Genomic DNA, 26,847 nt, shown 5'->3' with positions numbered 1-26,847 from the left:
GGCCGGCGAGAGCCGGCGACGACGGCGCGCCGGCCCCCTGCACCGGCGCGACGACGACCCACGGGCGGGCGAGGGCGCTCGACGGACCCGCCCGCCCGCGGGTCGGCTCAGGCCTGGACCAGCCGCAGCATCGTCCAGGAGACCGGGGGCAGCACGACGCGCGCCGCGGCGCCGTCCACCGTGGCCGACGTGTTCGGCACCGGGGCGAGCGAGGCGTCGTCGTCGACCGTGGCCCGCGCGTACGCGTCCGGGTTGGCGAGGGTCAGCGCCTCCGCGACCCGGAGGTCCCCGAAGGCACGCAGGTCGACCTCGAGCGTCGCGTCGTCGGAGAGCGAGCGGTTGACGACGAACACGGCGACGTCGCCGGTCTCGGCGTCGTGCGTCGCGACGGCGTCCAGCAGCGGGGTCTCGCCGAACTTCGCCGTCTCGTGCGTCGGCGACGCGAGCTCGACGGCGAGCACCTCGCCCACCGCGTGGCGGGCGGTGAGGGCGAAGGGGTGGAACGTCGTCTGCCGCCACAGCCGGCCGCCGGGCTCGGTCATGATCGGCGCGATGACGTTGACCAGCTGGGCGAGGCTCGCGGCGTGCACCCGGTCGCTGTGCCGCAGGAGGGAGATGAGCAGGTTCCCGACGACGACGGCGTCGGCCACGTTGTAGTGGTCCTCCAGCAGCGCGGGGGCGACCGGCCAGCTGTCCTTCGGGGGCTCCGACGGCGCCGCGTGCTGGTACCAGACGTTCCACTCGTCGAAGGAGATGTGGATGCGCTTGGTCAGCTTGCGGGCGGCGCGCACCGCGTCGGCCGTCGCGGCGACGTCGTCGATGAACGCGTCCATGTTCATCGCGGAGGCGAGGAACGAGGCGAGGTCGCCGTCCTCCTCGAAGTAGTAGGCGTGGGCGGAGACGTGGTCGACGTGCTCGTAGGCCTCGGTGAGGACGATGCGCTCCCACTCCCCGAAGGTCGGCATGGCCGAGCTGGAGCTGCCGCACGCGACGAGCTCGAGGTCCGGCTGGACCATGCGCATGGCGCGGGCCGTCTCGGCGGCGAGCCGGCCGTACTCCTCGGCGGTCTTGTGACCGATCTGCCAGGGTCCGTCCATCTCGTTGCCGAGGCACCACATCGTGATGCCGTGCGGCTCCGGGCTCCCGTGCTGCCGGCGGAGGTCGGACCAGTGCGTGCCGCCGTCGACGTTGCAGTACTCGAGCAGGTCGAGGGCCTCCTGGACGCCCCGGGTGCCGAGGTTGACGGCCATCATCGGCTCGACGCCGGCCTTGCGGCACCAGCGGACGAACTCGTCGACGCCGACGGTGTTGGGCTCGGTCGAGTGCCAGGCCAGGTCCAGCCGTGCGGGCCGCCGGTCCACCGGGCCGATCCCGTCCTCCCAGCGGTAGCCGGAGACGAAGTTGCCGCCGGGGTACCGGACCGTCGTGACCCCCAGCTCCTGCACCGCCTGCACGACGTCCTTGCGGAAGCCGTCCTCGTCCGCCGTCGGGTGCTCGGGGTCGTGGATGCCGGTGTAGACGCAGCGGCCGAGGTGCTCGACGAACGAGCCGAACGTGCGGCGGTGCACCGGCGAGACGACGAACGCCGGGCTGAGGGACAGGGACGCGTGCAGCATGAGGGGCCTCTCGGTGAGGGTCGTGCGAACGGGTGAGGAGGTGCGCGGGGCCGCCCGTGCGGGCAGGCGCGCGTCGATCAGGGGGCGACGGCGGTCATTTGATGGCGCCGAGGGTCAGGCCGCCCTGCCAGTACCGCTGCAGCGCGAGGAAGGCGACGATCAGCGGCAGGATCGAGACGAACGCGCCGGTGACGATGAGGTTCCAGACCTGCTCGCCGCCCGCGCCGGCGTTGGACAGCGCCTGCCAGTTGTCGAGGCCGACCGTGATGGGCAGCAGCTGCGGGTCCCGCAGCATCGCGAGGGCGAGGAAGTAGTTGTTCCACGTCGCCACGACGGACAGCAGGAGGACGGTGACGATCGCCGGCCGCAGCAGCGGGAGCGCCACCTGGAGGAAGAGCCGCAGCTCCCCGGCCCCGTCCACGCGTCCGGCGTCGAGCATCTCGTCGGGCACGACGTCCTGGGCGTAGACGCGGATGAGGTAGACGCCCAGCGGGCTGAGCAGGGACGGCAGGATCACGGCCCAGCGGGTGTTGACGAGCTGGAACTCGGCCAGGAGCACGAAGGTCGGGATGACGAGCGCCGTCAGCGGCACCATGACGCTGCCCAGGAGCAGGGCGAACGAGAGGTTGCGGCCGCGGAACCGGTACTTCGCGAAGCCGTACCCGGCGAGCAGCGCGAGCACGGTCGCCCCGACGCCGGCGGACATCGCGTAGAGGAACGAGTTGCCCAGCCACGTCCAGTAGATGCCGCCCTGGTAGCTGCTCAGGTCGCGCAGGTTCTGCAGGATGTTGATCTCGTCGTTGAACCAGAGCGGGCCGCCGGACCCCACGAACAGGCCGGAGTTGCTCTTGGTGCTCGCGACGACGAGCCACCACAGCGGGGTGATGAAGTACAGGACCAGGGCGAGCAGGAAGAGGTGCGACCCGATCCGTGAGGTGCGCGGCCCCCGGCCGGCGGCCTCGCTCGCGGGGCGCTGCGGCCGACGTCGGCTGCTCAGGGTGGTCTGCGGGGCGCCGGCGGAGCCGCCGGCCGTCTGGACGCTCATCACTTCAGTCCGCTCTTCTTGCGGGTCAGGTACAGGAACACGTACGAGAAGACGAAGACGACGATCCCCAGCGCGAACGCGATGGTCGACGCGTAGTTGAACTGGCTGTACGCGAACGCCAGGGAGAAGGCGTACATGTTCGGCGTGTAGTCGGCGGGGATCGCGCCGGGGGCGACGGTGCGCAGGACGGCGGGCTCGGTGAAGAACTGGAGCGTGCCGATGAGCGAGAAGATCACGACCATGACCAGCGCGGAGGCGATCATCGGGACCTTGATCCGGACCGCCGTCTGCCAGCCGGTGGCGCCGTCGATGCGCGCCGCCTCGTAGATCGCCGGGTCGATGCCGCGGAGCGCGGCGAAGATGATGATCATGTAGTAGCCCGACCACTGCCAGGTCACGATGTTGACGAGGCTCCCGAACACGGTGCCGGTGCCGAGGAAGTTCGGGGCGGTGGCGCCGACGAGCTCGAAGAGGTCCGACGCCGGTCCGAAGCGCGGGCTGTAGAGGAAGCCCCACATGAGCGCGCCGATCATCCCGGGGATGGCGTAGGGGGCGAAGATCATGAGGCGCGAGAACTTCGACAGCCGCGTGGCGAGGGTGTCCAGGACGAGGGCCGCGGCGAGCGCGACGCCGATCTGGATCGGCACCATCACGGCGACGAACTTCCCGACGCGCAGCAGGCCCTCGAGGAACAGCGGGTCGGAGAAGGCCCGCTGGTAGTTCGCGATGCCGGTGAAGGACTCCCCCGCCGCCAGCGTCTTGGTGTGCAGGCTCATCCAGAACGCGTACCCCAGCGGGGCGACGAGGAAGACGAGGAAGATCACCGCGAACGGGGTGAGGAAGAACCAGCCCCAGCGCTGACGGTTGTGCTCGATCCGGCTGCCGCGGTGGTGCGTCGCGCCCTGCCGGGTACCGGCCGCGGGCGGGGTGACCGTGGAGGTGGTCATCGTTGACTCCAGGGGTGGGGGGCCGGGCCGGACGGTGTGCCGTCCGGCCCGGCCCGCGGTCACTCGGTGACGGTGAAGCCCTGCCCGGTGGCGTAGTCCACCAGGCTCTTCTCGAAGGCGCTCAGGGCGCCGGCGGCGTCGACCTGTCCCTCGACCATGGCGAAGAGCTGCTGCGTCTGCTGGTCGTAGACGTACGTCTGGAACGGCGCGAACGTGAAGCCGGGGTAGCCCGAGGCCGCGTCGAGGAAGACGTCCTTCTGGATCTGCTGGCCGTCGAAGAACTCGTACTCGCGGCTCGCGAAGCCGTCGGACTCCAGGACCGGGCGCCACAGCGGGAACAGCGCCGCCTCGCCGATGCCGATCTCCCACGACTCGTCGGTCCCGAAGATCTCCTGGGCGACGCGGGCGGAGAGCTCGGGGTCGTCGGCCTGGGCGGTCACGGCGAAGGTCGAGCCACCCCAGTTGATCTGCGTCGGCTCCTCGCCCTCCCACTGGGGGATGGGCGCCGCGCGCCACGTGGCGCCCTCGTCGGCGTCGGACAGGCCCTGGAGGTAGCCGGGGCCCCAGGCGGCGGCGAGGTAGACGGCGTAGGTGCCGTCCACGAGGCTCGTGTTGTAGTCGGCCGTGAACGCCTCGTCGGTCGAGACCAGGCCCTGGTCGACCAGGCCCTCCCAGTAGGACAGGACCTCCTGCGCCTCGGGGGTGTCGACGTCGATGCCGATCTCGGTGGGCGCGGCGGCGTCGTACGTGAACGGCGCCCAGCCCTTCTGGGCCATGAGCGCGTGGATGAACGCGTTGCCGTTCGTCGGGAAGTTGGTGATGTAGCCCTCGTAGCCGGCGTCCTTGAGCTGCTGACCGGCTGCGGCGAACTCCTCCCACGTGGTCGGGACCTCGACGCCGTACTCGGTGAAGATGTCCTCGCGGTAGAGCATGCCCATCGGCCCGCCGTCGACGGGGACCGCGTAGATCGCGTCGCCGTTCGTCACGTCGCTCCAGGCGCCCTCGGTGAACTGGTCCTCGAGGTCGCCCACGCCGTACTCGGAGAGGTCGACGAGCGCGTCGCGGATCGTGAACGTCGAGAGCACCTCGGCCTCGAGCATGATCACGTCAGGCGCGCCGGAGCCGGCCTCGATCGCGGTCGAGAACGCGGTGTACTCGTCGGCGCCCTGGCCGGCGTTGGTCCAGCAGATCTGGACGTCGTCGTGGGTGTCGTTGAAGTGGTCGACGACCTGCTCGAACGCGGGGTACCAGGCCCACACGGAGACCTGGGGGGCGTCGTCGACCTTGATGCTGTTCGTGCACGAGCCGCTGCTGGCGCCCGAGCCTCCCGAGCCTGCGCCCGCCTCTGCGGTGCCGTCTCCGCCGCCGCACGCCGACAGGGTGGCGACGAGGCCGAGCCCGACGACGGCGGTCGCGCCGCGGCGGCGACGCACTGGGGTGTTGCCGAGCATGCGAATCCTCCTTGATCCGACCTGGCGGGGGCATCGGGGCCCGCGACGCTCAGGCGTTCTACATCGATGTAGAGATGATTGCATCGATGTAGAACTGCCGTCAAGAGGTCTGAGGGTGTGAATGTTAGCGCTCACATCGGGAGCGGGACGGGGTCCAGGAGGATGTGCCGGCGTCGCGCCAGGTCAACGACCGAATGGTCTTGGACGCAGGGCGGAGAACCGCGGGGGCCGGGTGGTGATCGGTGGCCGCCGACCATGGATCGGCGCGATGAGCTCCGCTCGACCTCGAGGAGGACGCCCCGCCGGGACCGGACGGCGACCGGTCAGGGCTCGGACGCGGACCGCTCCCGACCCGGCTCCGTCGAGCCCCCGACGAGGATGCCGAAGGGCGGCGCGACCCGCTGGGGCTCCCCGGCGGCACCGCGGGTGCGCCCGTGCAGCAGGCGCACGGCCGTCCGGGCGATCTCTTCCCGGCCCGGGTCGACCGTCGTGAGGGTCGGGTTGGAGTACCGGCCCTCGTCGATCGCGTCGAAACCGACGACCGCGACGTCCTCCGGCACGCGGAGGCCGCGCACCTGCAGCTCGTGCATGGCCCCGAGGGCGAGGGCGTCGTTGAAGGCGAAGACGGCGTCCGGCCGTGCGCCGCGGTCCAGGACCTCGGCCATCGCCTCCGCACCCGTCCTGCGGTGCCACAGGCCGGCCTCGCCCTCCAGCGCGGGGTCCGGCCGCACGCCCGCGGCGTCGAGGGCCGCGCGGTAGCCGTCCAGCCGGAGGGCTGCCGAGCCGACCTCCTCCCCGGGGTGGACGCCGACGGCGGCGATCCGGCGCCGGCCCAGGCCGAGGAGGTACTCGGTCGCGGCCCGCGCCGCGTCCGTGTTCCGCATCGTCACGTGGTCCACCGGGCCGTGGAAGATCCGCTCACCCAGGAGGACGAGGGGGTAGGGGACGTCGAGGAGCCGCTCGTCGCCGGGCCCCAGGGCCAGCGGGCTGTAGATGAGGCCGTCCGTGAGGTGGCGCCGGGAACCCGTCAGGATTTCCACCTCGCGCTCACGGCGGCCGCCGTGCTGCTCGATGATCACGGTGAGCCCCTCGGACTCGGCGGCCTCGATGACCGAGTCGGCGAGCTCGGCGAAGTAGGGCAGGCTCAGCTCCGGCACCGCCAGGCCGATGATACCCGTCCGTCCGGTGCGGAGGTTCCGCGCGGTGAGGTTGATCTGGTAATCCAGCTCAGCGATCGCGGTCAGCACGCGGTCCCGGGTCGCGGGCCGGATGTGCGGGTACCCGTTGACGACGTTCGAGACGGTCTTGACCGACACGCCGGCACGCCGCGCGACGTCCTGCATGGTCGCGGCCACGATCACCTCCCGGGAGTCGCGCTCGGCTCGTCGCGTTGCTGGACGGCGGCGATCCTACAACGTTGTAGAGCAGGGCAGGCAGTCGCAGTGGAGCAGGCGAGGCGGAGCAGGCGAGGCGGAGCAGGCGTGCAGTCGCCGAAGCTGGCGAGGCGGGGGCGAGGCGAGGCAGGCGAGGCGGGCCGCGAGGCCCCCGGGCCGCCGGGCCACGGGCTACCCCGCACCGTCCGGCGGAGGCGCCCAGGCGCTGCGGTCGTGTCGGCGGTCATGCCGACGGCGGGACGTCATGTCGGTGGTCGACCTTAGGGTCGTACACATGTTCGATCGAGTGCTGGTGGAGCGGACCGCGGAGGACGACGTGGCGGCCGCGCTGGCGTTCGCGCGCTCCCACGCAGGGCGGTCCATCCCGGCACAGGAGATCGCGGTGCGGTGGGCCCTCAACCATCCGGTCGCGGCCCGGCTCGCCGCCGCCCGTCCCGGCCCGGCGCTGGTCGACGCGCTGGACCACCTGGCCGTCGCGGACGCCCCGAGCGAGGACCTCCTGGAGGCGGTCGGCGCGTGGGACCGGCTGGCCGCGTGGGTCGCCGCCGGACAGGCGAGGGTGCTGCAGGAGCTCCACCGGCGGTCCGCGGGGTCGACGTGGGCGCAGAAGGGCCTGCTGGACGAGGTCGCCGGAACGCTGGGCGCCTCCGGGCGAGCCGCGCGGGTCCTCATGGACCGGGCCATCGCACTCGGCGAGGCGCCCGAGGTCCACGACGCGCTGCGCGAGGGCCTGGTGTCGGTCCGCAAGGCCGACGTCCTGCTGCGGGACACCGGCACCCTGACGGGCGAGCAGGCCCGCGAGGTCCACGACCGGTTGCTGCCCGACGCGCCACTGATGACCGCACCTCAGCTCAGTGCCGCGGCTCGGCGCGCCGTCCTGGAGATCGACCCAGAGGCCGCCCAGGCACGCCACGAGCAGGCGCGTCGGGACCGGTGCGTGGTCATGGAGCCGTCCGGCGACTGCATGGCCACCATCAGCGCGTTCCTGCCCGCGGTGGACGCCGTCCGCGTCATGCGGGGCCTGGACACGATCGCTGCCATCGCCGACCCTGACGACCCTCGCGGCATCGACGCCCGCCGTGCCGACGCCCTCGTCGACGTCCTCGCCGACGTCCTGGAGGGCGGGCGCGTCCTGCGCGGCCCCGCCCCCGACGGCCGGTCACGCCGGCGCAGACAGCGTGCCGTGAAGCTGTCGATCACGGTCAGCGCCGACGCGCTCGCCGGTGCCTCGAACAGCCCCGCGGAGCTGGACGGGTACGGGCCGGTCCTGCCTGACGCGGCTCGGCAGCTCGCTCGCGAGGCCGCGTGGCACTTCCAGCGGACAGACCCCGTCACTGGCGAGGCGCTCGAGCAGCCGGGCAGCCGCTACCGGCCACCGGACGCGCTCCGTGCCGCGGTCGTCGCACGCGACGTCACCTGCACCTTCCCCGGGTGCCGCGTGGCGGCGAGCACCTGCGACCTGGACCACACCATCCCGTTCGACGGCTCCCGCGACGCAGCGGAGCAGACCTGCCGCAGCAACCTCGCCGCCCTGTGCCGCCACCACCACAACCTCAAGACCCACGGCGGGTGGGCACCGCGCCGCGACGCCGCGACAGGCATCACCGTCTGGACCTCCAGAGCGGGCAAGCCGTACAGCAGAGCGCCCGTCCTCCCACCCGGTGACCACGCTCAGGGACCACCGGCCGCGCGGCGACGCGCGGGAGGCGCCCACGACGCCGGGGAGCGCGATGGCCCGCCCGCGGGTGATCCGCCGTTCTGATGCGATCTATCGCGCCGCGCCCGGTTCTGGTGAGCTCCGTCGCGCGCGCGCCCGGTTCTGATGCGAACCGTCGCGCCCTCGCCCGGTTCTGGTGTGCGCTCCGTCGCGCCCTCCCCGGTCGACGACCCGTCGGCCAACGACGACAGGCCCGGTCGCTGGGCGACCGGGCCTGGGCGTCAGAGCCGCCTGGGGCGGCTCAGCTCACTTCTTGTTGCGACGCTGGTGACGCGTCTTGCGCAGCAGCTTGCGGTGCTTCTTCTTGGCCATGCGCTTGCGGCGCTTCTTGATGACGGAGCCCACGGGTCCTCACAGGTTCTTGGTCGGGTCACCGGGATCCGTCCGGGGCCGCAAGGCCCTGGCACTGCCCCGAGCTAGGGAAAGTCCGTCGCTCACTGTACCGCGTCCGCGGTGATGGGGTCTCCTGGGCTCCGGTCACACCGCCGTCAGGAGCTGAGCCGGTCCTGCCGGCTCTCGCCGTCCAGCCCGCTGCTCCGGCCGGTGTTCTGGCCGGTGTGGAGCTCGGTCGACGACGCGGCGAGGTAGGCGTCCAGCGCGTCCTGCGGCACCCGGAAGGACCGGCCGACCCGCACCGCGGGAAGCTCACCACCATGGACGAGGCGGTACACGGTCATGCGCGACACCCGCATGACGTCCGCGACCTCGGCCACTGTCAGGTAGCGCAGGCGAGGCTGCTCCGGCCCACTGGACATGCTGCCTCGATCTCTCCCACGACCCTGCTGACGCCCCGGTCGGCGGCGTCGCACGAAGCCTAGGGGCTGGTGGGACGCGTGTGAAAGAGGTGGAACGGGTGACAGGAGTGACTAGTCGTAGAGCGGGTCGAGGTCGTGCCACTCGAAGACCGCCCGCCGCGCCGCGAGGATCACCCGGTCGACGTCGTCGGAGGGGTCGTACCCCTCGCTCCACGGCCGCGGCTCCCGCGCCTCCCGCCCGTCGCCCATGGTCGACGGCGCCTCCCCGCCGGAGGTGATCTCCCGGACGTGCTCCGCAAAGCCGTCCGGCACGGCGGTGTCCACAGCCACCGGCGCGTGCGCCGCGATCCCCAGCAGGTGCGACCACATCCGGGGCACCACCTGCGTGATCGCGTAGCCGCCACCCCCGAGAGCCAGCCACCGCCCCCCGCACACGTCGTGCGCGAGCTCGTGGACCCGCTCCATCGCGGCCCGCTGGGCGTCGACCGAGACGTCGAGGTGCGTGAGGGGGTCCATCCCGTGCGCGTCGCAGCCGTGCTGGGTCACGAGGACGTCCGGGGCGAACGCCCGGACGACCGCGACGGCGACGGCGTCCACCGCGCGCAGCCACCGCGTGTCCGACGTGCCCGCCGGCAGGGCCACGTTGACGACCGTCCCTCGCGCGTGCGGACCGCCGACGTCGGTCGCGTGGCCCGTCCCGGGGAAGAGGGTCAGCCCGGTCTCGTGGACGGACACGGTGAGCACGCGCGGGTCGTCCCAGAAGGCCGCCTCGACGCCGTCGCCGTGGTGCGCGTCCAGGTCGACGTACGCCACGCGCTCCGCCCCGGCCTCGAGCAGGCGCCGGATCGCTGCCACGGCGTCGTTGTAGATGCAGAACCCCGCCGCGGTCGACCGCCTCGCGTGGTGCATCCCGCCGGCGATGTTCACCGCGTGCAGCACCTCGCCGGACCACACCGCGTCCGCCGCCTCCACCGAGCCCGCCACGATGCGGGCCGCCGCCTCGTGCATGCCCGGGAAGCAGGGGTCGTCCGCCGTGCCCAGCCCGTGCGCCGGGTCGGGCCGCCCGGTGGCGGACGCCTGCTGCACGGCTGCCACGTACGCGGGGTCGTGCGCCGTGGCGAGGACCTCCTCGGTGGCGGGCTCCGCGCCCACGACCACGACGCCGTCGGCGTCCAGCAGACCGAGCTCGCGGGCCAGGCGGAACGTCAGGTCCAGGCGCACCGGCGCCATCGGGTGCCCTGGGCCGAAGTCGTAGCCGAGGAGCGCCGGGGACCACACGACCCGCGTCAGCATGGTTCACCGTAGCCCGCCGCACGGCGCACCCGTGACACACGTCACGCGGACGCGTCCACCGCGGCGTCACATCCCGCGCGAAACCACCGTCCGGTGCCAGAGTGGTCGACGACGGCGCCCGCCGTCACGGAGCGGACGGAGGCGCGCGTGGAGATCCCGCGGCCGATGCTCGTCGGGCGGGAGTGGGTCGACAACCTCGCCCGGCACCACCCCGCCCGGCTCGCGCTGTCCGTCTTCGCCACCGTCATCGCGGTCTTCACGGGACTGCTGCTCCTGCCGCAGGCGACGGCCGGGGAGCAGTCCGCCCGGTTCGTCGACGCGCTGTTCACGGCGACGTCGGCCGTCTGCGTCACGGGGCTCGTCACGGTGGACACCGCGACGTACTGGTCCGGGTTCGGCCAGGCCGTCATCCTCGTCGCAATCAAGATCGGCGGCCTGGGGATCATGACCCTCGCGTCGCTCCTCGGGATGGCGGTGTCCCGTCGCATCGGCCTGACGCAGCGTCTGCTCACCGCGTCCGAGACGAAGACCGCGCAGCTGGGTGAGGTCGGCTCGCTGGTCCGCGTCGTCATCATCACCTCGCTGACCCTCGAGGCCGCCATCGCGCTGGTGCTCATCCCCCGCTTCCTCACCCTGGGCGAGTCGCTGGGCGACGCGGTCTGGCACGGCGTCTTCTACGCCGTCTCCGCGTTCAACAACGCCGGGTTCGTCTCGACCCCGGAAGGCCTCATGCCCTACGTCGGCGACTGGTGGATGGGCCTGCCCATCATCCTCGGCGTCTTCATCGGGTCCCTCGGCTTCCCGGTCATCCTCAACCTGGCGCGCCGCCGCACCGACGCGCGCCGGTGGAGCCTGCACACCAAGCTCACGCTCACGGTCTCGAGCCTGCTCGTCGTCGTCGGCGCCGTGGCCATCGGCTCCTTCGAGTGGCGCAACCCGGAGACGTTCGGGCCCCTCGACGGCCCGACGAAGGTCCTCGCCTCGATCTTCGCCTCCGTCATGCCCCGGTCCGGCGGGTTCAGCACCGTCGACACCGGAGCGATGAACGAGGCGACCTGGCTCCTGACCGACGCGCTCATGTTCGTCGGCGGCGGCAGCGCGTCCACCGCCGGCGGCATTCGGGTGACGACGCTCGCCGTCCTCATGCTCGCGATCCTCGCCGAGGCCCGGGGCGACCACGACCTCGAGGCGTTCGGTCGCCGCATCCCGCGCGAGACGCTGCGGCTGTCCATCGCGGTCGCGTTCATCGGGGCCACCACGGTGCTCGTCGCCAGCCTGATCCTGCTGGAGATCACGAACCTGCGCCTGGACGTCGTGCTCTTCGAGGTCATCTCGGCGTTCGCGACCGTAGGGTTGACCACGGGCATCACGCCCACGCTCCCGGACTCCGGGAAGTACGTCATCACCGCGCTCATGTTCATCGGCCGGACCGGGACCATGACGGTCGCCGCAGCCCTGGCGCTGCGCGACCGCCGTCGGGTCATCCGGTTCCCCGAGGAGAGGCCGATCATTGGCTGACCCGTTCGACCACGACCAGCCCCCGACCGGGCTCGAGGTGCCTCGACCCGCCGGCCTCGGCTCGGGCCCGGGTGGGCTCGCCGACCGCGCCGCCGGCGTCATCGCCCGGGGCCGCGGGAAGAACAAGGAGAAGGAGCGCGACGCCGGCGTGCTCCTCATCGGGCTGGGCCGCTTCGGCACCGCCATCGCCCTCACGCTCGAGCGGCTCGGCCACGACGTGCTCGCCGTCGAGCGGGACGCCCACCTCGTCGAGCAGTACACGGGCCGCTTCCCGCTGGTGCAGGCCGACGCGTCCAACCCCGAGGCGCTGATCCAGCTGGGCGCCCGCGACTTCGGCGTCGCCGTCGTCGGCGTGGGCACGTCGCTCGAGGCGAGTGTGCTCATCACGGGCAACCTCGTGGACCTGGGCACGCCGCAGATCTGGGCCAAGGCCATCTCCAACGAGCACGCACGGATCCTGCACCGCATCGGCGCGCACCACGTCGTGCTCCCCGAGGCCGACGCCGGGAACCGCGTCGCCCACCTCGTCTCCGGCAAGCTGCTGGACTACATCGAGGTCGAGGACGGCTTCACCATCGTCAAGATGCGCCCGCCGCGGGAGACGCAGGGCTTCACCATCGGCCAGTCCCAGATCCGCAAGCGGTACGGCGTCACCGTGATCGGCGTGAAGCCGCCCGGCGAGGAGTTCGTCTACGCGACGCAGGAGACCCGGATCTCCGCCAACGACCTGCTCGTGGTGTCCGGGCACGCGGAGCTCCTCGAGCGGTTCGCCGCGCGGCCCTGACGCGCACCTTCCAGCACGAAGGCCCGGCCCCCCATGGGAGCCGGGCCTTCGTGTCGGACGTCCGCTGTGCCGGAGCGTCCCGTCGTCAGCGGGAGACGGCGCCCGCCCGACGCTTGTTCCACACGTCGAACGCGACCGCGAGGAGCAGGACCAGGCCCTTGACGACCTGCTGCACCGACTGGTCGACACCCATGAGCTGCATGCCGTTGCTCATGACGGCCATGATCAGACCACCGACCATCGCGCCGGTGACCTTGCCGACGCCGCCGGTCACGGCCGCACCACCGATGAAGCAGGCGGCGATGGCGTCGAGCTCGAACATGTTGCCGGCCGCGGGTTGCGCGGCGTTCGAGCGGGACGAGAACACGACGCCGGCGACCGAGGCCAGGAAGCCGATGTTGACGAAGATGAAGAAGTTGACCCACTTCACCTTCACACCGGACAGCTGGGCCGCGGAGAGGTTCCCGCCGATCGCGTAGACGTGCCGGCCGAAGACGGTCCGGCTGGTCACGAGCGAGTACGTGACGATGAGGAACGCCAGGAGGATCAGCACGTTCGGCAGGCCACGGCTGCTCGCGAGCTGGTAGGCGAACCACATGACGACGGCGCCGACGATGACGATCTTCAGCACGAAGAGCGGGAACGCCTCGACGGTCTGCTGGTAGGCGACCCGGCCGCGCCGCGCCCGCCACTGGCTGAACGCGTAGGCCGCGACGGCGACGCCGAAGACGACGAGCGTGAACACGTCGTAGCCGGGGCCCCCGAGCAGGCCGTTCTGGAAGCCCGCCGCGATCGTCGTGTAGGGCTGCCCGAACGGCGACAGCGAGATGTTGTCGAGGATGAGCAGCGTCAGGCCGCGGAACAGGAGCATGCCCGCGAGGGTCACGATGAACGCAGGGATCCCGACGAACGCCACCCAGAAGCCCTGCCACGCCCCGATGACGAGCCCGGCGGCGAGCGCCGCCAGGACGCCCATCCACCACGGCAGGCCGTTCTTGATGACGATCGTGGCCGAGATGGCACCCGTCACCGCGACCACGGAGCCGACCGACAGGTCGATGTGGCCGGCGATGATCACGATGACCATGCCGATCGCCAGGATGAGGATGTAGGAGTACTGCAGGACGAGGTTCGAGAGGTTGTTGGGGTTGAGGAGCAACCCGTCGGTGATGAACGTGAACAGGGCGACGATCACCACGAAGGCGATGTAGATGCCGCTCTGCCTGACGTTCCGGGTCATGAGCTCCCGGATGCTCGCGATACCGGTCATTGCACCTTGTCCGTTTCCTTCTCCATGGTCATGAGCTCCATGAGCCGTTCCTGGGTGGCCTGGGCGACCGGCACCTGGCCCGTGATGCGCCCGAAGGCGAGGGTGTAGATGCGGTCGCAGATCCCGAGGAGCTCGGGCAGCTCGGAGGAGATGACGACGACGGCCTTCCCCGCGGCGACCAGCCGGTTGATGATGGTGTAGATCTCGTACTTCGCGCCGACGTCGATGCCTCGCGTCGGCTCGTCGAGGATGAGGACGTCCGCGTCGGTGTAGATCCACTTCGACAGGACGACCTTCTGCTGGTTGCCGCCGGAGAGCTTCCCGACGACGGCGAGCACGCTCGGCGTCTTGATGTTCAGGCTCGCCCGGTACTCCTCGGCGACCTTGAGCTCCTCGTTGTCGTTCACCCAGCCGCGGCGCGACATCTTGTGCAGGCCTGCCGCCGAGATGTTGCGCTTGATGTCCTCGATGAGGTTCAGGCCGTACTTCTTGCGGTCCTCCGTCGCGTAGGCGATGCCGTGGCCGATCGCCTCGCTCACGGTCCGCATGTGGATCTCCTCGCCGCGCTTGTAGACGCGACCGGTGATGTTGCGGCCGTAGCTGTGCCCGAAGAGGCTCATCGCGAGCTCGGTCCGGCCGGCGCCCATGAGCCCGGCGATGCCGACGACCTCGCCGGCACGCACGGTGAAGCTGGCACCGTCGACGACGAGGCGGTCGGCCTGCGTCGGGTGGTGGACCGTCCAGTCCTCGACGCGGAGCATCTCCTCGCCGATCTGGGGCGTCCGCTCCGGGTACCGGTGCTCCAGGTCGCGGCCGACCATGCCCTTGATGATCCGGTCCTGGGTCGCCGTGGGGGCCGACATGTCCAGCGTCTCGATCGTGCGACCGTCCCGGATGATCGTCGTGCGGTCCGCGATCTCGGCGATCTCGTTGAGCTTGTGGGAGATCATGATCGAGGTGATGCCCTCGCGCTGGAGCTCCCGCAGCAGATCGAGCAGGTGCTCCGAGTCGGAGTCGTTCAGGGCCGCGGTCGGCTCGTCGAGGATCAGCAGCCTGACGTCCTTCGACAGCGCCTTGGCGATCTCGATGAGCTGCTGCTTGCCGACGCCGAGGAAGCCCACCGGCGTCGTCGGGTTCTCCTTGAGGCCGACCCGGGCGAGCAGGGCGGCCGCCATGTGGTTGGTCTTGTTCCAGTCGATGAGGCCGCCGGCCCCGCGCTGCTCGTTGCCGAGGAAGATGTTCTCGGCCACCGAGGCGTAGGGCACCAGCGCCAGCTCCTGGTGGATGATGACGATGCCCTTGTGCTCGCTGTCGTTGATCGAGCCGAACGAGACCGTCTCCCCGTCGAAGACGATGTCGCCCTCGTACGTGCCGTGGGGGTAGACCCCGGACAGGACCTTCATGAGGGTCGACTTGCCCGCGCCGTTCTCCCCGCAGATGGCGTGGATCTCGCCGCGCCGTACCTCCAGCGTGACGTCCTGGAGCGCCTTCACGCCCGGGAACGTCTTGGTGATGGAGCGCATCTCCAAGATGTTCGTGCTCATGCGGCCTCAGTCCCTCGTCTCTCGGTGGCCACGGACGGTGCGTGCCGGTCCGGTGGGGTCGTCCCCCACCGGACCGGCACGACGTGCGTCGTCAGATCACTCGGCGACGCCGGACTCGACCTCTGCCTCGCTCCAGTAGCCGGAGTCGACGAGCAGCTCGGTGATGTTGTCCGCGTAGACGATGTCCGACTCGAGCAGGTACGACGGGACGACCTTCACGCCGTTGTCGTACGTCTCGGTGTCGTTCGCCTCGGGCTCCTCGCCCGCCAGGTACGCCTCGGCAGCGACGACGGCCTGGGCCGCGAGCTTCCGGGTGTCCTTGAAGATCGTGGAGAACTGCACGCCGTCGGCGATGAGCTTGACCGAGGCGATCTCCGCGTCCTGACCGGTGACGATCGGCATGCCGGCGTCGATGCCCGGCCCGTAGCCCGCGTTCTGCAGGGCCGTGATGATGCCGCGCGAGAGGCCGTCGTACGGCGACAGCACGCCGTTGACCTTCGAGCCGTCGTTGTACGTGGAGGTCAGCAGGTCCTCCATGCGCTTCTGGGCCGTCTCCTGCTGCCACCGCAGGGTCGCGACCTGCTCGATGTCCGTCTGGCCGGACTTCACCACGAGCACACCGGAGTCGATGTACGGCTGCAGGATCGACATGGCGCCCTCGAAGAAGAAGAAGGCGTTGTTGTCGTCCAGCGAGCCGGCGAAGAGCTCGATGTTGAACGGACCGGCGACGTCCGTCTCGTTGCCCTCGGCGTCCATGATGCCCAGGCCGACCAGCAGCGACGTCGCCTGCTGGACGCCGACCTGGTAGTTGTCGAACGTGACGTAGAAGTCCACGTTCTCGCTGTCACGGATCAGGCGGTCGTAGGAGATGACCGGGATGCCCGCGGCCGCAGCGGCCTCGAGCTGGCCCGAGATCGCGGTGCCGTCGATCGCAGCGATGATGAGCGCCGCGGCGCCCTTGGTGATCATCTGGTCGATCTGCTGCTGCTGGACGGGGATGTCGTCGCCCGCGAACTGCAGGTCGACCTCGTAGCCGGCCTCCTCCAGGCCCGCCTTCACGGCCTCGCCGTCGGCGATCCACCGCTCGGACGTCTGGGTCGGCATCGCGACACCGATGAGGCCACCCTCCTCGGCGCCACCCTCCTCCTCTGCGGTCTCCTCGGTGCCCGTGTCGGTGCCGGTGTCGGTCCCGGTGTCGCCCGCACCCTCGCCGCCACAGGCGGCCACGGTCATCGCGAGCGTCAGACCTGCCGCGACTGCGGCGATCTTCCTCGTGCGCATTCTCTCCTCCTCGAGATCACTGCTGTTGCAGCGGACAGGTCGTCCGACCGGCCCTGGCGACCTGCCGGTCGTCGACCGGTCAGGCGTGTTCGTGGCCCTGCGCTGGCCCACCCCCGCGCGCAGCCGGGTCACCGGGCCCGACGGGCCCGCGGGCGACGTCGCCCGCGGCTCACCACCGCTCCTCGGGTGACCCACCCGAGCACTTTCATACCTTCGCGGTCCCGTCGCCCCCCCGTCAACCGCCGGGAAGCCCTTTTCGATTGCGAATGCATAACGGCTCGAAATGTGCACCGATCGATGGCCAAAGGTCCCAGATCAGTGCGTCGTCGCAGGTCAGACGGATACAATCGTGCATGCAACGCCGGGCGACCGCTCCCCGGTCGTGATGTTGCCGTCCTTTTACCGTCGCCTTTCGACGGAATGCAGAATGTGGTCAAGGAACGGGCGCCGCGGAATCGACGGACGCCATTCCCGTGCCGGTGTCGCCCGGGTCACCCGGACCGGTCCCGTTCCCTCCTCCGTCCTGCCGCCGACCCCGGCGCTCACATCCCCTGGGCCAGGCGGTACCAGGCCTGGTTCCAGCGCAGCTCCTTGGCGAACCCGCGCGACGTCGTCCCGGCGTCGATGGCGAGGAGCTCCGTCCGGGCGATGTCCGCGAAGTCCTCGACGACCTCCAGCCCGACCTGCGTCGTCAGCACCGTGTGGTGCGCGGCGCCGGCCATGAGCCACGCCTCGGCCGACGTCGCGAAGTCCGGCTGCGGCTTCCACACCGCGCGCGCGACGGGCAGGTGCGGGAGCTCGGCGTCGGCCGGCACGACCTCGACCACGTTGGCGACCAGGCGGAAGCGCTCGCGCAGGTCCGACATCGCGACGACGACGCCCGGCCCCGGGTCGGTGTCGAAGACCAGGCGGACCGGGTCCTCCTTGCCGCCGATGCCCAGCGGGTGGATCTGCAGGGACGGCCGCGACGTCGTCAGGCTCGGGCAGATCTCGAGCATGTGCGCGCCCAGGATCTTCTCGTCGCCCGGCGTCAGGTCGTAGGTGTAGTCCTCCATGAGCGAGGCCCCGCCCGGGAGGCCCGCGCCCATGACCTTGGCGGCCCGGACCAGGATCGCCGTCTTCCAGTCGCCCTCGGCGCCGAAGCCGTAGCCGGCGGCCATGAGGCGCTGGACCGCGAGCCCCGGGAGCTGCCGCAGCGCGCCGAGGTCCTCGAAGGTCGTGGTGAACGCCATCGCGCCGATGCTGCCGAGCAGGTCCAGGAGCGCGAGCTCCTGCCGGGCGCCGTAGCGCAGCGAGTCGTGACGCTCCCCGCCGGCCCGGAGCTCCGGGACGACGTCGTACAGCTCCTCGTACTCGGCCACCAGCGCGTCGACGGCGGCGTCCTGCACCGCGTCCACCGCCGCCACCAGGTCGTTGACGCCCCACGTGTTGACCGAGACGCCGAACCGCAGCTCCGCCTCGGTCTTGTCGCCCTCGGTCACCGCGACGTTGCGCATGTTGTCGCCGAAGCGGGCCAGGCGCAGGGTGCGCACCGCGTCCCACCCGGCGGCCGCCCGGACCCACGCGCCGACCTTCGCCTGCACGACGGGGTGGGAGACGTGGCCGACCACCGTCTTGCGCGCCACACCGAGCCGGGACTGGATGTACCCGAACTCCCGGTCGCCGTGCGCGGCCTGGTTGAGGTTCATGAAGTCGAAGTCGATCGTCGCCCACGGCAGCTCGACGTTCGCCTGCGTGTGCAGGTGCAGCAGCGGGGTCCGCAGCGCGTCGAGCCCGACGATCCACATCTTGGCCGGCGAGAACGTGTGCATCCACGCGACGACGCCGATGCAGGCGGGGTCGGCGTTGGCCTCCAGGGCCATGCGGTGGATCGCGTCGCGGTCCTTGAGCACCGGCTTCCACACGACCTTCGACGGGACGACGTCGGCGTCGTCGAGCGCGCGCGCGATCGCCTGCGACTGCTCGGCGACCTGCCGCAGCGTCTCCTCGCCGTAGAGGTCCTGGCTGCCCGTGAGGAACCAGACCTCACGGTCCGCGTACGGCTTGGTCATGCGAGGCCCTCCTCGGTGAGGACGGGCGCGGAGTCGCCCTGTCCGTAGACGTGCTGGTAGCGGGCGTACAGCGAGTCGATGTCACGCTGCGGGATCGGGACGAGGGGGCCGAGCTCGCGGGCGACGTGCACCGTGCGCGCGACCTCCTCGACCATGACCGCGGCCTTGACGGCGTCGAGGCCGTCGCGCCCGATGGTGAACGGTCCGTGGTTCTGCATGAGGACGGCGCGGCTGCGCGAGGCGCGGAGCGTCTCGACGATCCCGCGGCCGATCGAGTCGTCGCCGATGAGGGCGAACGGCCCGATGGGGATCGGCCCGCCGAACTCGTCGGCCATCATCGTCAGCACGCAGGGGATCTCCTCCGCCCGCGCGGACCAGGCCGTCGCGTACGTGGAGTGGGTGTGGACGACGCCGCCGACGTGCGGCATGTGCTTGTACACGTACGCGTGCGCAGCCGTGTCCGAGGACGGCGACCGGTCGCCGTCGACGAGCACCCCGTCGAGGTCGCACACGACCATGGCCTCCGGGGTGAGGGCGTCGTAGGTGACGCCGCTCGGCTTGATGACGAACAGGTCCGCCGTCGTGAGCCGCTGCGAGATGTTGCCGGCCGTCCACACGACGAGCCCCCAGCGCGGGAGCTCCGCGTGGAGCCGCGCGACGACCTCCCGGACGCGCTCGACCTCCTCGCGCACCTCGACCCCGTACGCCGCCAGACCCTCGACCACCGTCACAGCCCTCCTCCCGCGGCGCCCGCGCCCCGCACCGACTCCGCCGCCGCCCGCTCGGCCGCGAGGCCGGCGGTGTACCGCTCGAGGAAGACCGCGTACCCGGCGACGTCCGTGGGGTCCGGGTCGACCACGTCGACCTCAGCGTCCGCGAAGAGCACGTCGTCGAGGTAGGACCGCAGGTCCCGCTCGCCGGCCACCTCCAGGTACGCGGCGAGCACCGCCATGCCCCACGCGCCGCCCTCGGAGGCGGTCCGGGCCACGGACACCGGAGCGCCGACCGCCGCGGCCAGGAGCCGCTGGGCCACCCCCGCCGTCCGGAAGAGGCCGCCGTGGGCGGAGAGCCCGTCGAGCTCGACCCCCTCGGCGGTCAGGACGCGCATCCCGAGGCTCAGCGTGCCGAAGACCCCGTACACCTGGGCGCGCACGACGTTGGCGAGCGTGAGCCGGCTGTCGGGCGTCCGCAGGATCAGCGGGCGGCCCTCGGTCAGGCCCGTGATGGGCTCTCCCGCGAGGTAGTTGTAGGCGACGACACCACCCGCGTCGGGCTCGCCCTCGAGCGCCTCCCGCAGGAGCGCCCCGAAGACGGCGTCGGGGTCGGCCGAGGCGCCCAGCACCTCGGCGAACCGACCGAAGACCTCCGCCCAGGCGCCGAGCTCGCTCGCGCCGTTGTTGCAGTGGACCATCGCGACGAGGTCGCCGGCCGGCGTCGTGACGACGTCGAGCTCGTGGTGAACCTGAGCGAGCGGTCGCTCCAGCACGACCATCGCGAACACGCTCGTCCCGACGCTGACGTTCCCGGTCCGCGGCGCGACGGCGTTCGTGGCGACCATGCCGGTGCCGGCATCGCCCTCCGGCGGGCACAGCGGTGCGCCGGGCCGGAGTCCCCCGGTCGGGTCCAGCAGCGCCGCACCCTCCGCGGTGAGTCGACCGGCCTCCTGGCCGGCGACGAGCACCCGCGGCAGGACGGCGCCGAGCCGCAGCCCGGGACGGCGCTCGGCGAGCAGCGCGTCGGCGGCCGCCAGCATCCGGGCGTCGTAGTCGCGCGTGGCGGGGTCGATCGGGAACATGCCCGACGCGTCCCCCACGCCGAGGACCGTCTCCCCCGTGAGCCGCTGGTGCACGTACCCGGCCAGGGTGGTGATGAGGGCGACGTCGTCCACGTGCGGCTCGTCGTCGAGCACGGCCTGGTACAGGTGCGCGACGGACCAGCGCAGCGGGATGTTGTGCCCGAGGAGCTCGGTCAGCTCGGCCGCGGCCGGTCCGGTGCTCGTGTTGCGCCACGTCCGGAACGGGACGAGGAGGTCGCCGGCGGCGTCGAAGGCGAGGTAGCCGTGCATCATCGCCGAGACGCCGAGGGCACCCAGGTCGGTGAGCGGGACGCCGTACCGCCGCTCGACGTCGGCCCGGAGCGCCGCCACGCAGCCCTGCAGACCGGCCCAGACGGCGTCCAGGGAGTAGGTCCAGCGGCCGTCGACGAGCTGGTTCTCCCAGTCGTGGCCGCCGGCGGCGAGCGTGCTGCCGTCGCGGGCGACGAGGACGGCCTTGATCCGGGTGGACCCGAGCTCGATGCCGAGCACGGCCCGCCCGGCCGTGACCTCGTCGCGCGCGCGGCTCTCCTGGTACGGACCCATCGCCGCTCCTCGCACCCGTGCGTAGGCCCGCGGTGCGGACCCGTCGGTTCGGATGTTAGCGCTAACATCGCGCAGCCTGTCAAGGCGCCGCACGGGTGACGGGCGTCCTCCGGCGACCGACCCGCCGGACGTCAGGCGCGGGGCGCGCCGGTGCTGGCGCGGACCACCAGCCTCGCCTCCACGACCACCGGGTCGACCGCCTCCCCGGCGAGGAGGTCGAGCAGCATCCGCAAACACCGCCCGCCCAGCTCGCCGAACTCCTGCCGGACCGTCGTCAGCGGCGGGTAGAAGTTCGCGGACCCGTCGACGTCGTCGAACCCCACCACCGACACGTCGTCGGGCACCCGCACGCCGGCCTCCGCGAACGCGCGCAGCAACCCCAGCGCGAGCTGGTCGTTCGCGGTGAACACCGCGCTCGGCAGACCCTCCCGCAGCAGGTCCAGGCCGACCTCGTAGCCCCGGTCGGCGCTCCAGGAGTCGGCGGCCACGGCGGGCACCGCCCGCAGGCCCGCCGCGCGGAGCTCGTGCCGCCACCCGAGGGCGCGCTCCCGGGCGTCGAGCCAGTTGAGCGGCCCGGACACGTGCACCACCTCGCGGTGCCCGAGCTCCACGAGATGCCGCGTGGCCAGCCGCGCGCCGCCGTACTGGTCGAAGGTCACGGCGTGCACCCCGGTGCCCGGCGCCTCCTTCGGCCCGACCATGACGACCGGCACCGGCGAGTCGAAGGCGCGCACCGCCCGCACCGCCTCGTCGTGCGCCGCGATGACGACGACGCCGTCGACGCTCTGCATCATGAAGTGCTCGAGCGCCCGCGTGAGGATCTCGGTGTCCCACCGCGCGGCCGTCGCGACGCTGACGAAGTAGCCGGCGTCCCGCGCCGCGTTCTCCACGGCGATGAGCGTGCTCGTGGGGCCGAACAGCGCCGATCCCGAGGTCACCACGCCGATCGTGGCCGTCCGTCGCGTCACCAGGGCGCGCGCCGCGGCGTTGCGCCGGTAGCCGAGCTCCTCGATGGCGGCGAGGACGAGGCGCCGGGTCTCCTCCCGGACCGACGGGTGCGCGTTGAGCACCCGCGACACCGTCTGGTGGGACACGCCCGCGCGTGCGGCGACGTCGCTCATCGACGGCTGGCGCCCCTCGGCCCGCCGGGCCGGGTCGGGCGTGAGGACGCCGGCGCGGTCGCGACCTCCCGGGTCGGGGGCCTCGGTCACCCCTCGAGCTCCGCGCTGAGGGAGCGCGACCGGTCGCGCGCCGCCTCCGCCGCCGCGACGACGGCCGCCCGGACCCCGTGGGCGTCGAGCTGGCGCAGCCCGGCGGCGGTCGTCCCCCCGGGCGAGGTCACGCGCTCGCGCAGCAGCACCGGGTGGTCGCCGGTCTCGTCCAGGAGCGCCACGGCGCCGCGGAAGGTCGCCGTCGCGAGCTCCAGGGCGCGGTCGCGGGTCAGGCCGAGCAGCACCCCGGCCTCGGCAAGGGCGTCCACGAGCGCGAACACGTACGCGGGCCCCGAGCCCGAGATCGCCGTGACGGCATCCATGTCCTTCTCGGCGACCGCCACCACGAGCCCGGTGGCCGCCAGCAGCGCGGTGCCGGTCGCCACGTGGTCCGCCGTCGCCGCCGCACCCGGGGCGACCGCGCTGGCGCCCGCGCCCACGAGCGCGGGGGTGTTCGGCATGACGCGGAGCACCGGCGTGCCCTCCGGCAGGAGCCGCTCGTAGAACGCCGTCGTGAGCCCTGCCGCGACGCTCATCACCAGGGCGCCGTCCGCGAGCGCGGGGGAGATCTCGCCGAGCACCCCGCCCACGTCACCGGGCTTCACCGCGACGACGACGACCTGCGCCTCCCGCACCGCCTCGGCGGCGTCGGGCGTCGTCCGCACGCCGTGGGCCCGCTCCAGCTCGGCCGCGCGCTCGGCGCGCTTCTCGCACACCGTGACGCCGTCGGCCGGGACACCGGCGCGCACGACGGCGGCGAGGACCGCCTCGCCCATGACGCCCCCGCCCAGCAGTGCCAGCTTCGTGACGTCCGTCATCTCGTCTCCTGGTGGTGGGTGGTGCCCGGGTGGGCCGTCAGAGGGGGAACGCGGCGTAGACGTCCCGCAGCGCGTCGCCGGGTCCGTCCAGGCGCAGGAGCACGGTGCCGTTCGTCCACCAGAGCGACCCGGTGCCGTCGGTCCGCGTGAGCTGGAGGAACCGGCCGACCTGCTGGCCGTCGACCTCGACGAAGCCCTGCTCCAGACGCGGCGCCGCGGGCGCCTCCGGGCTCTCCGGCGGCGCGGACCCCGTCGGCGCCGCCGTGCCGTCGGCGGGCTCCTCGGCGGGGTCCTCGGCGGCGCCGGCCTCCTCGACGGGCACGCCCGCCGCCTGGGCCTCGGCCGCGACCACCGCGTCGAACCGCTGCTCGACCGCGGCGGCGTCGCGCCACTGACCGGCCGTCGCGACGATCTGCCGGCCGCCGTCGTCGTAGACGAGGCGGTAGGCCTCGAGCGCCCCGTCCGCCAGGAGCGCCGGCTCCTCGGCCACCTCGGTGCGCGCGAAGGCGAGCACCTCCTCCGGCAGGGACGTCAGGAACGCGGACGCCCCCTCGGGCAGGGCGACGGGCTCGACCGTCGGGGTGGGAACGGGGAGGGTGACCGTCTCCGCCTGCGGGGGCGGCTCCGGTGCCGGGGCGTCGTCGGGCCGGTTCACGACGAACAGCACCGCGACCACGACCCCGACGACGACGAGGACGGCCGCCAGCACCGCCCACAGCCGTCCGCGGCCACCGGGCCCGTCTGCGGGCCTGCCTGCGGGTGCGCCGGTCGTGCCGGGCATCGCCCCGGCGCCGGTGCTCGAACCTGCTCCTGCCGCCCCGTCCGCCGGGGGTCCCGCGGGTCCGCGGGTGTGGTCAGCCATCCTCGTCTCCTGCCCGTGACGTCCCCGAGAGCCTAGGCGCTGACCGCCGTCCGCTCCCGGCGGCCCGCCGGTCGTCCTCGTCGTGACGTCGGGGTCGCGCGCCGGTGTCGCACGCCGGCAGCGCTCGTCGGTGGGGCTCGTCGGTGGCGCTCGTCAGGGCGTGCGCCGGCGGAGCGTGAGGGTCCCGACGACCAGGGCGCCCACGATGAACGCCACCACGGCACCCACGGCACCGGTGACGTCACCGAGCGACGCGCCCGCGGCGAGGTCCTGGAGGGCGTCGATCCCGTACGTCAGCGGCATGGCACGCGAGACGGCCTCCAGCACGGCCGGCATCTGGTCCCGGGGCAGGAACAGCCCCGCGGTCACGAGCTGGGGGAACAGGACGAGCGGCATCATCTGCACGGCCTGGAACTCCGTGCGCGCGACGGCGGAGGCGGCAAGGCCCAGCGCGGTGCCCAGCACAGCGTCGAGGACGGCCACGAGCACCACGCCGCCGAGGTCGCCCGTGACGTCCATGCGGCAGACCAGGACCGTGAACGCGGTGAGGACGACGGCCTGCGCGCTGCCCACGAGGGCGAAGGCCAACGCGTAGCCGACGACGACGTCGCCCCGGCGCGCGGGCCCGGCCATGAGCCGCTCCAGCGTCCCCGACTGGCGCTCGCGCAGGGTCGCCACGCTGGTGACGAGGAACATGACGATGACCGGGAACAGCCCGAGCAGCACCGGGCCGAACCGGTCCAGGACGTCCGTGCCGGAGAACATCCAGGCCACGAGCCCGAGGACGACGCAGGGGAGCCCGACAAGCACCGCGATCGTCCGGTGGTCGTGCCGTACCTGGCGCAGCACGCGGAGAGCGGTGGGCAGCACGGTCGGCAGCACGGTCGGCAACGGGGTCCGCAGCACGGTCGGCTGCCCCGTCGGCTGCCCCGTCGGCTGCCCCGTCGGCTGCCCCATCGGCTGCCCCATCGGCTGCCCCGTCGGCTGCCCCGTCGGCACGGTCACCGGGCACCTCCCTCGACGAGCGCGAGGAAGGCTGCCTCGGCCGTGGCGGTGCCCGTCGCTGCGAGCATCGCGGCGGGCGTGCTGTCCGCCAGGACGCGTCCCCCGTGCAGGAGCAGCAGGCGGTCGCACCGCTCGGCCTCGTCCATGACGTGGCTCGACACGAGCAGCGACGCGCCGTTCGCGGCGAGCCCGTGGAACAGCGCCCAGAGGTCACGCCGAAGGACAGGGTCGAGGCCCACGGTCGGCTCGTCGAGGACGAGCAGGTCGGGCTGCCCGAGCAGGGCGATCGCCAGCGACGTCCTGGCCCGCTCCCCGCCCGACAGCCCGCCCACCGCCCGGCCCGAGAGCCGGTGGAGGTCCACGTCGTGCAGCACGCGGGAGACGCGGTCCTCCCGGACGTCCGCGCCGAGCCCGACGACGCGGGCGAAGTAGCGCAGGTTCTCCCGCACGGTGAGGTCCGCGTAGACGCTCGGCGACTGCGTCATGTACCCGATGCGCCGCCGCAGACGGGGGTCGCCCGCGGGCAGCCCCAGCACCTCCAGGGTCCCGGACACGTCCTGCTGGACACCGACGATCGCGCGCAGCAGGGACGTCTTCCCCCCGCCGCTGGGACCGAGGAGGCCGACGACCTGGGCGGCCAGCACCTCCAGGTCGAGGCCGTCGACGACGACGACGCCGCGCCGGCCGCCCCGCACGATCCGCAGGCCGCGGGCGCGCACGGCCGGGCTCGGCGGCGCCGGGTCAGGCGTGGCCTGGTCAGGCGTGGCCGGGTCGGGCGCTGCGGGGTCAGGCGCTGCCGGGTCGGGCGCTGCTGGGTCAGGCGCCCCCGGGTCAGGCGCTCCCTGGTCGGGCGCTCCCTGGTCGGGCGCTGCGGGGCGGTCCGCCGGGTGCTGCTCCCGCGACGGGCTCTCGCGCGTGTGCCGGGCCATGCTGCGACCGTCGTCCCCCGCGGGCGGGCGGGCAAGGGTCGGGGGTCCTGGTCGGGGTTCGGGTGTTGGCCTGGTCGGGGGACCTCGTCCTGACCCTGGACCTCGACGCGCTCCGAGCTGCGAGCTGCGTGCTCCGCGCTCCTTGCCCCGTGCTCCGTGCTCCGTGCTCCGTGCTCCGTGCCAGGCTGGGTCGCGTCCTGACCCGTCCCCAGCAGACCCCACCGGAGCGCACCACGAGCCCACGACCGACCCTGACCCACCGGTACGGCGAGCACCACCGCCAGGTCGCCGACCTGTGGGTGCCGTCCGCCGGTGCACCCCGGGGCGTCGTCGTCCTCGTGCACGGCGGGTTCTGGCGCGCCGCGTACGACCGGTCCCTCCAGGACGCGGTCGTCGCCGACCTGGTCGCTGCGGGCTGGGCGGTGTGGAACGTGGAGTACCGCCCCGTCGGCGACGGGGGCGGGTGGCCCGTGACGTTCACCGACGTGGCCGCGGCCGTCGACTGCCTGCCGGACGTGACGTCCCTGCCGCTGGACCGGCTCGTCGCGGTCGGCCACTCGGCCGGCGGGACCCTCGCCGCGTGGCTGGCCGCGAGGCACGTCCTGCCCGACGGCGCGCCGGGCGCCGGGCCGAGGGTGCGGCCCGTGGCGGTCTGCGCGCAGGCCGGGGTGCTCGACCTCGCCGCCGCGGCGCGCGAGGGCGTCGGCCGAGGCGCCGTGACCGACCTCCTCGGTGCGGGGCCGGAGGAGGAGCCCGAGCGCTGGTCGCACGCCTCCCCCGCAGCGCTCCTCCCGACCGCGGTGCCCCTCCTCGCCCTGACCGGCGCGGAGGACGACGTCGTGCCGCCGGGGCAGTCCGAGGCGTACGTCGCGGCCGCCCGGGCCGCGGGGGACGACGCCCGCCTCGAGGTCGTGCCCGATGAGGGCCACATGGAGCACCTCGACCCCGCGAGCGCCTGCTGGGCCGCGGTCCGGGCCTGGCTCGCGAGCGTCTGAGG

23 protein-coding genes are annotated in these 26,847 nt (G+C 72.7%); 4 read left to right on the top strand and 19 right to left on the bottom strand.

The genetic code is table 11. The annotated features are described in order from the left end of the window. Positions 1 to 107: 107 nt before the first annotated feature. From arfA to N866_RS06435, 5 genes are all read right to left on the bottom strand, one after another. Entirely contained in the window at positions 108 to 1,616 is a 1,509-nt protein-coding gene (gene arfA, locus N866_RS06455) for an arabinosylfuranosidase ArfA (RefSeq protein WP_034224291.1), read from the bottom strand. 94 nt (positions 1,617 to 1,710) lie between these two features. Then, positions 1,711 to 2,661, bottom strand: a complete 951-nt coding sequence (locus N866_RS06450; protein WP_081802391.1) for a carbohydrate ABC transporter permease — start codon at positions 2,659 to 2,661, stop codon at positions 1,711 to 1,713. After that, complete coding sequence (locus N866_RS06445) at positions 2,661 to 3,608, bottom strand: carbohydrate ABC transporter permease (protein WP_052022483.1); 948 nt, start codon at positions 3,606 to 3,608, stop codon at positions 2,661 to 2,663. The genes N866_RS06450 and N866_RS06445 overlap by 1 nt, the downstream gene beginning before the upstream one ends. A gap of 59 nt (positions 3,609 to 3,667) precedes the next feature. Next, positions 3,668 to 5,059, bottom strand: a complete 1,392-nt coding sequence (locus N866_RS06440) for an ABC transporter substrate-binding protein (RefSeq protein ID WP_052022482.1) — start codon at positions 5,057 to 5,059, stop codon at positions 3,668 to 3,670. A 323-nt stretch (positions 5,060 to 5,382) separates the two neighbouring features. Further along, positions 5,383 to 6,414, bottom strand: a complete 1,032-nt coding sequence (locus N866_RS06435) for a LacI family DNA-binding transcriptional regulator (protein ID WP_052022486.1) — start codon at positions 6,412 to 6,414, stop codon at positions 5,383 to 5,385. A 313-nt stretch (positions 6,415 to 6,727) separates the two neighbouring features. Here N866_RS06435 and N866_RS19785 point away from each other — a divergent pair, with 313 nt between their 5' ends. After that, on the top strand, positions 6,728 to 8,215 hold the full coding sequence (locus N866_RS19785) for an HNH endonuclease signature motif containing protein (protein WP_155855232.1): 1,488 nt from the start codon (positions 6,728 to 6,730) through the stop codon (positions 8,213 to 8,215). A gap of 201 nt (positions 8,216 to 8,416) precedes the next feature. Here N866_RS19785 and N866_RS20355 read toward each other — a convergent pair whose 3' ends face one another. From N866_RS20355 to N866_RS06420, 3 genes are all read right to left on the bottom strand, one after another. Next, entirely contained in the window at positions 8,417 to 8,515 is a 99-nt protein-coding gene (locus N866_RS20355) for a 30S ribosomal protein bS22 (RefSeq protein ID WP_003792170.1), read from the bottom strand. Positions 8,516 to 8,658: 143 nt separating this feature from the next. Further along, on the bottom strand, positions 8,659 to 8,925 hold the full coding sequence (locus tag N866_RS06425) for a helix-turn-helix domain-containing protein (RefSeq protein WP_034224288.1): 267 nt from the start codon (positions 8,923 to 8,925) through the stop codon (positions 8,659 to 8,661). Positions 8,926 to 9,036: 111 nt separating this feature from the next. Continuing rightward, positions 9,037 to 10,218 carry an acetoin utilization protein AcuC gene (locus N866_RS06420; RefSeq protein ID WP_034224286.1) on the bottom strand — a complete coding sequence of 394 codons (1,182 nt, stop codon included), beginning with the start codon at positions 10,216 to 10,218 and terminating at the stop codon, positions 9,037 to 9,039. Between the two features lie 165 nt (positions 10,219 to 10,383). Here N866_RS06420 and N866_RS06415 point away from each other — a divergent pair, with 165 nt between their 5' ends. Both N866_RS06415 and N866_RS06410 read left to right on the top strand, forming a co-directional pair. Then, the gene (locus tag N866_RS06415; protein WP_034224307.1) at positions 10,384 to 11,736 is read left to right on the top strand and encodes a TrkH family potassium uptake protein; all 1,353 of its coding nucleotides are present in this window, start codon (positions 10,384 to 10,386) and stop codon (positions 11,734 to 11,736) included. 100 nt (positions 11,737 to 11,836) lie between these two features. Next, a complete protein-coding gene (locus N866_RS06410) occupies positions 11,837 to 12,520 on the top strand; it encodes a potassium channel family protein (RefSeq protein ID WP_034224304.1) in 684 nt (227 codons plus the stop codon). Positions 12,521 to 12,605: 85 nt separating this feature from the next. Here N866_RS06410 and mmsB read toward each other — a convergent pair whose 3' ends face one another. The 11 genes from mmsB to N866_RS06355 form a co-directional block, all read right to left on the bottom strand. Next, a complete protein-coding gene (mmsB, locus tag N866_RS06405) occupies positions 12,606 to 13,790 on the bottom strand; it encodes a multiple monosaccharide ABC transporter permease (protein ID WP_034224283.1) in 1,185 nt (394 codons plus the stop codon). Beyond that, a complete protein-coding gene (gene mmsA, locus N866_RS06400) occupies positions 13,787 to 15,334 on the bottom strand; it encodes a multiple monosaccharide ABC transporter ATP-binding protein (protein WP_034224281.1) in 1,548 nt (515 codons plus the stop codon). Before mmsA ends, mmsB begins: the two co-directional genes overlap by 4 nt. A 96-nt stretch (positions 15,335 to 15,430) precedes the next feature. Next, positions 15,431 to 16,615, bottom strand: a complete 1,185-nt coding sequence (chvE, locus tag N866_RS06395; protein WP_034224278.1) for a multiple monosaccharide ABC transporter substrate-binding protein — start codon at positions 16,613 to 16,615, stop codon at positions 15,431 to 15,433. 542 nt (positions 16,616 to 17,157) lie between these two features. Next, a complete protein-coding gene (araA, locus tag N866_RS06390) occupies positions 17,158 to 18,666 on the bottom strand; it encodes an L-arabinose isomerase (RefSeq protein WP_034224276.1) in 1,509 nt (502 codons plus the stop codon). After that, positions 18,663 to 19,391, bottom strand: a complete 729-nt coding sequence (locus tag N866_RS06385; RefSeq protein ID WP_052022485.1) for an L-ribulose-5-phosphate 4-epimerase — start codon at positions 19,389 to 19,391, stop codon at positions 18,663 to 18,665. Before N866_RS06385 ends, araA begins: the two co-directional genes overlap by 4 nt. Before the next feature lie 2 nt (positions 19,392 to 19,393). After that, positions 19,394 to 21,025, bottom strand: coding sequence for a xylulokinase (locus N866_RS06380; protein ID WP_034224274.1), 1,632 nt, complete (start codon positions 21,023 to 21,025; stop codon positions 19,394 to 19,396). 131 nt (positions 21,026 to 21,156) lie between these two features. After that, positions 21,157 to 22,236 (bottom strand): LacI family DNA-binding transcriptional regulator, encoded by a 1,080-nt coding sequence (locus tag N866_RS06375; protein ID WP_342668387.1) that lies wholly within the window; start codon positions 22,234 to 22,236, stop codon positions 21,157 to 21,159. Continuing rightward, positions 22,233 to 23,054 carry a pyrroline-5-carboxylate reductase gene (gene proC / locus N866_RS06370; protein WP_034224272.1) on the bottom strand — a complete coding sequence of 274 codons (822 nt, stop codon included), beginning with the start codon at positions 23,052 to 23,054 and terminating at the stop codon, positions 22,233 to 22,235. The genes N866_RS06375 and proC overlap by 4 nt, the downstream gene beginning before the upstream one ends. Positions 23,055 to 23,091: 37 nt before the next feature. Then, positions 23,092 to 23,916, bottom strand: coding sequence for a hypothetical protein (locus N866_RS06365; protein WP_155855231.1), 825 nt, complete (start codon positions 23,914 to 23,916; stop codon positions 23,092 to 23,094). A gap of 153 nt (positions 23,917 to 24,069) precedes the next feature. Continuing rightward, positions 24,070 to 24,921, bottom strand: a complete 852-nt coding sequence (locus tag N866_RS06360) for an ABC transporter permease (RefSeq protein ID WP_245612401.1) — start codon at positions 24,919 to 24,921, stop codon at positions 24,070 to 24,072. Next, positions 24,918 to 25,640, bottom strand: a complete 723-nt coding sequence (locus N866_RS06355; protein WP_034224266.1) for an ABC transporter ATP-binding protein — start codon at positions 25,638 to 25,640, stop codon at positions 24,918 to 24,920. Before N866_RS06355 ends, N866_RS06360 begins: the two co-directional genes overlap by 4 nt. A gap of 380 nt (positions 25,641 to 26,020) precedes the next feature. Between N866_RS06355 and N866_RS06350 the strand changes: the two genes are divergently transcribed. Then, entirely contained in the window at positions 26,021 to 26,845 is an 825-nt protein-coding gene (locus tag N866_RS06350) for an alpha/beta hydrolase family protein (RefSeq protein WP_216699381.1), read from the top strand. The last annotated feature ends 2 nt before the right edge of the window (positions 26,846 to 26,847 follow it).

The sequence above is a fragment of the Actinotalea ferrariae CF5-4 genome (assembly GCF_000603945.1).
GTDB classification, from domain to species: Bacteria; Actinomycetota; Actinomycetes; order Actinomycetales; family Cellulomonadaceae; genus Actinotalea; species Actinotalea ferrariae.
The sequence above is the reverse complement of the archived record's forward strand: the minus strand, read 5'-3'. Positions and strand labels throughout refer to the sequence as shown.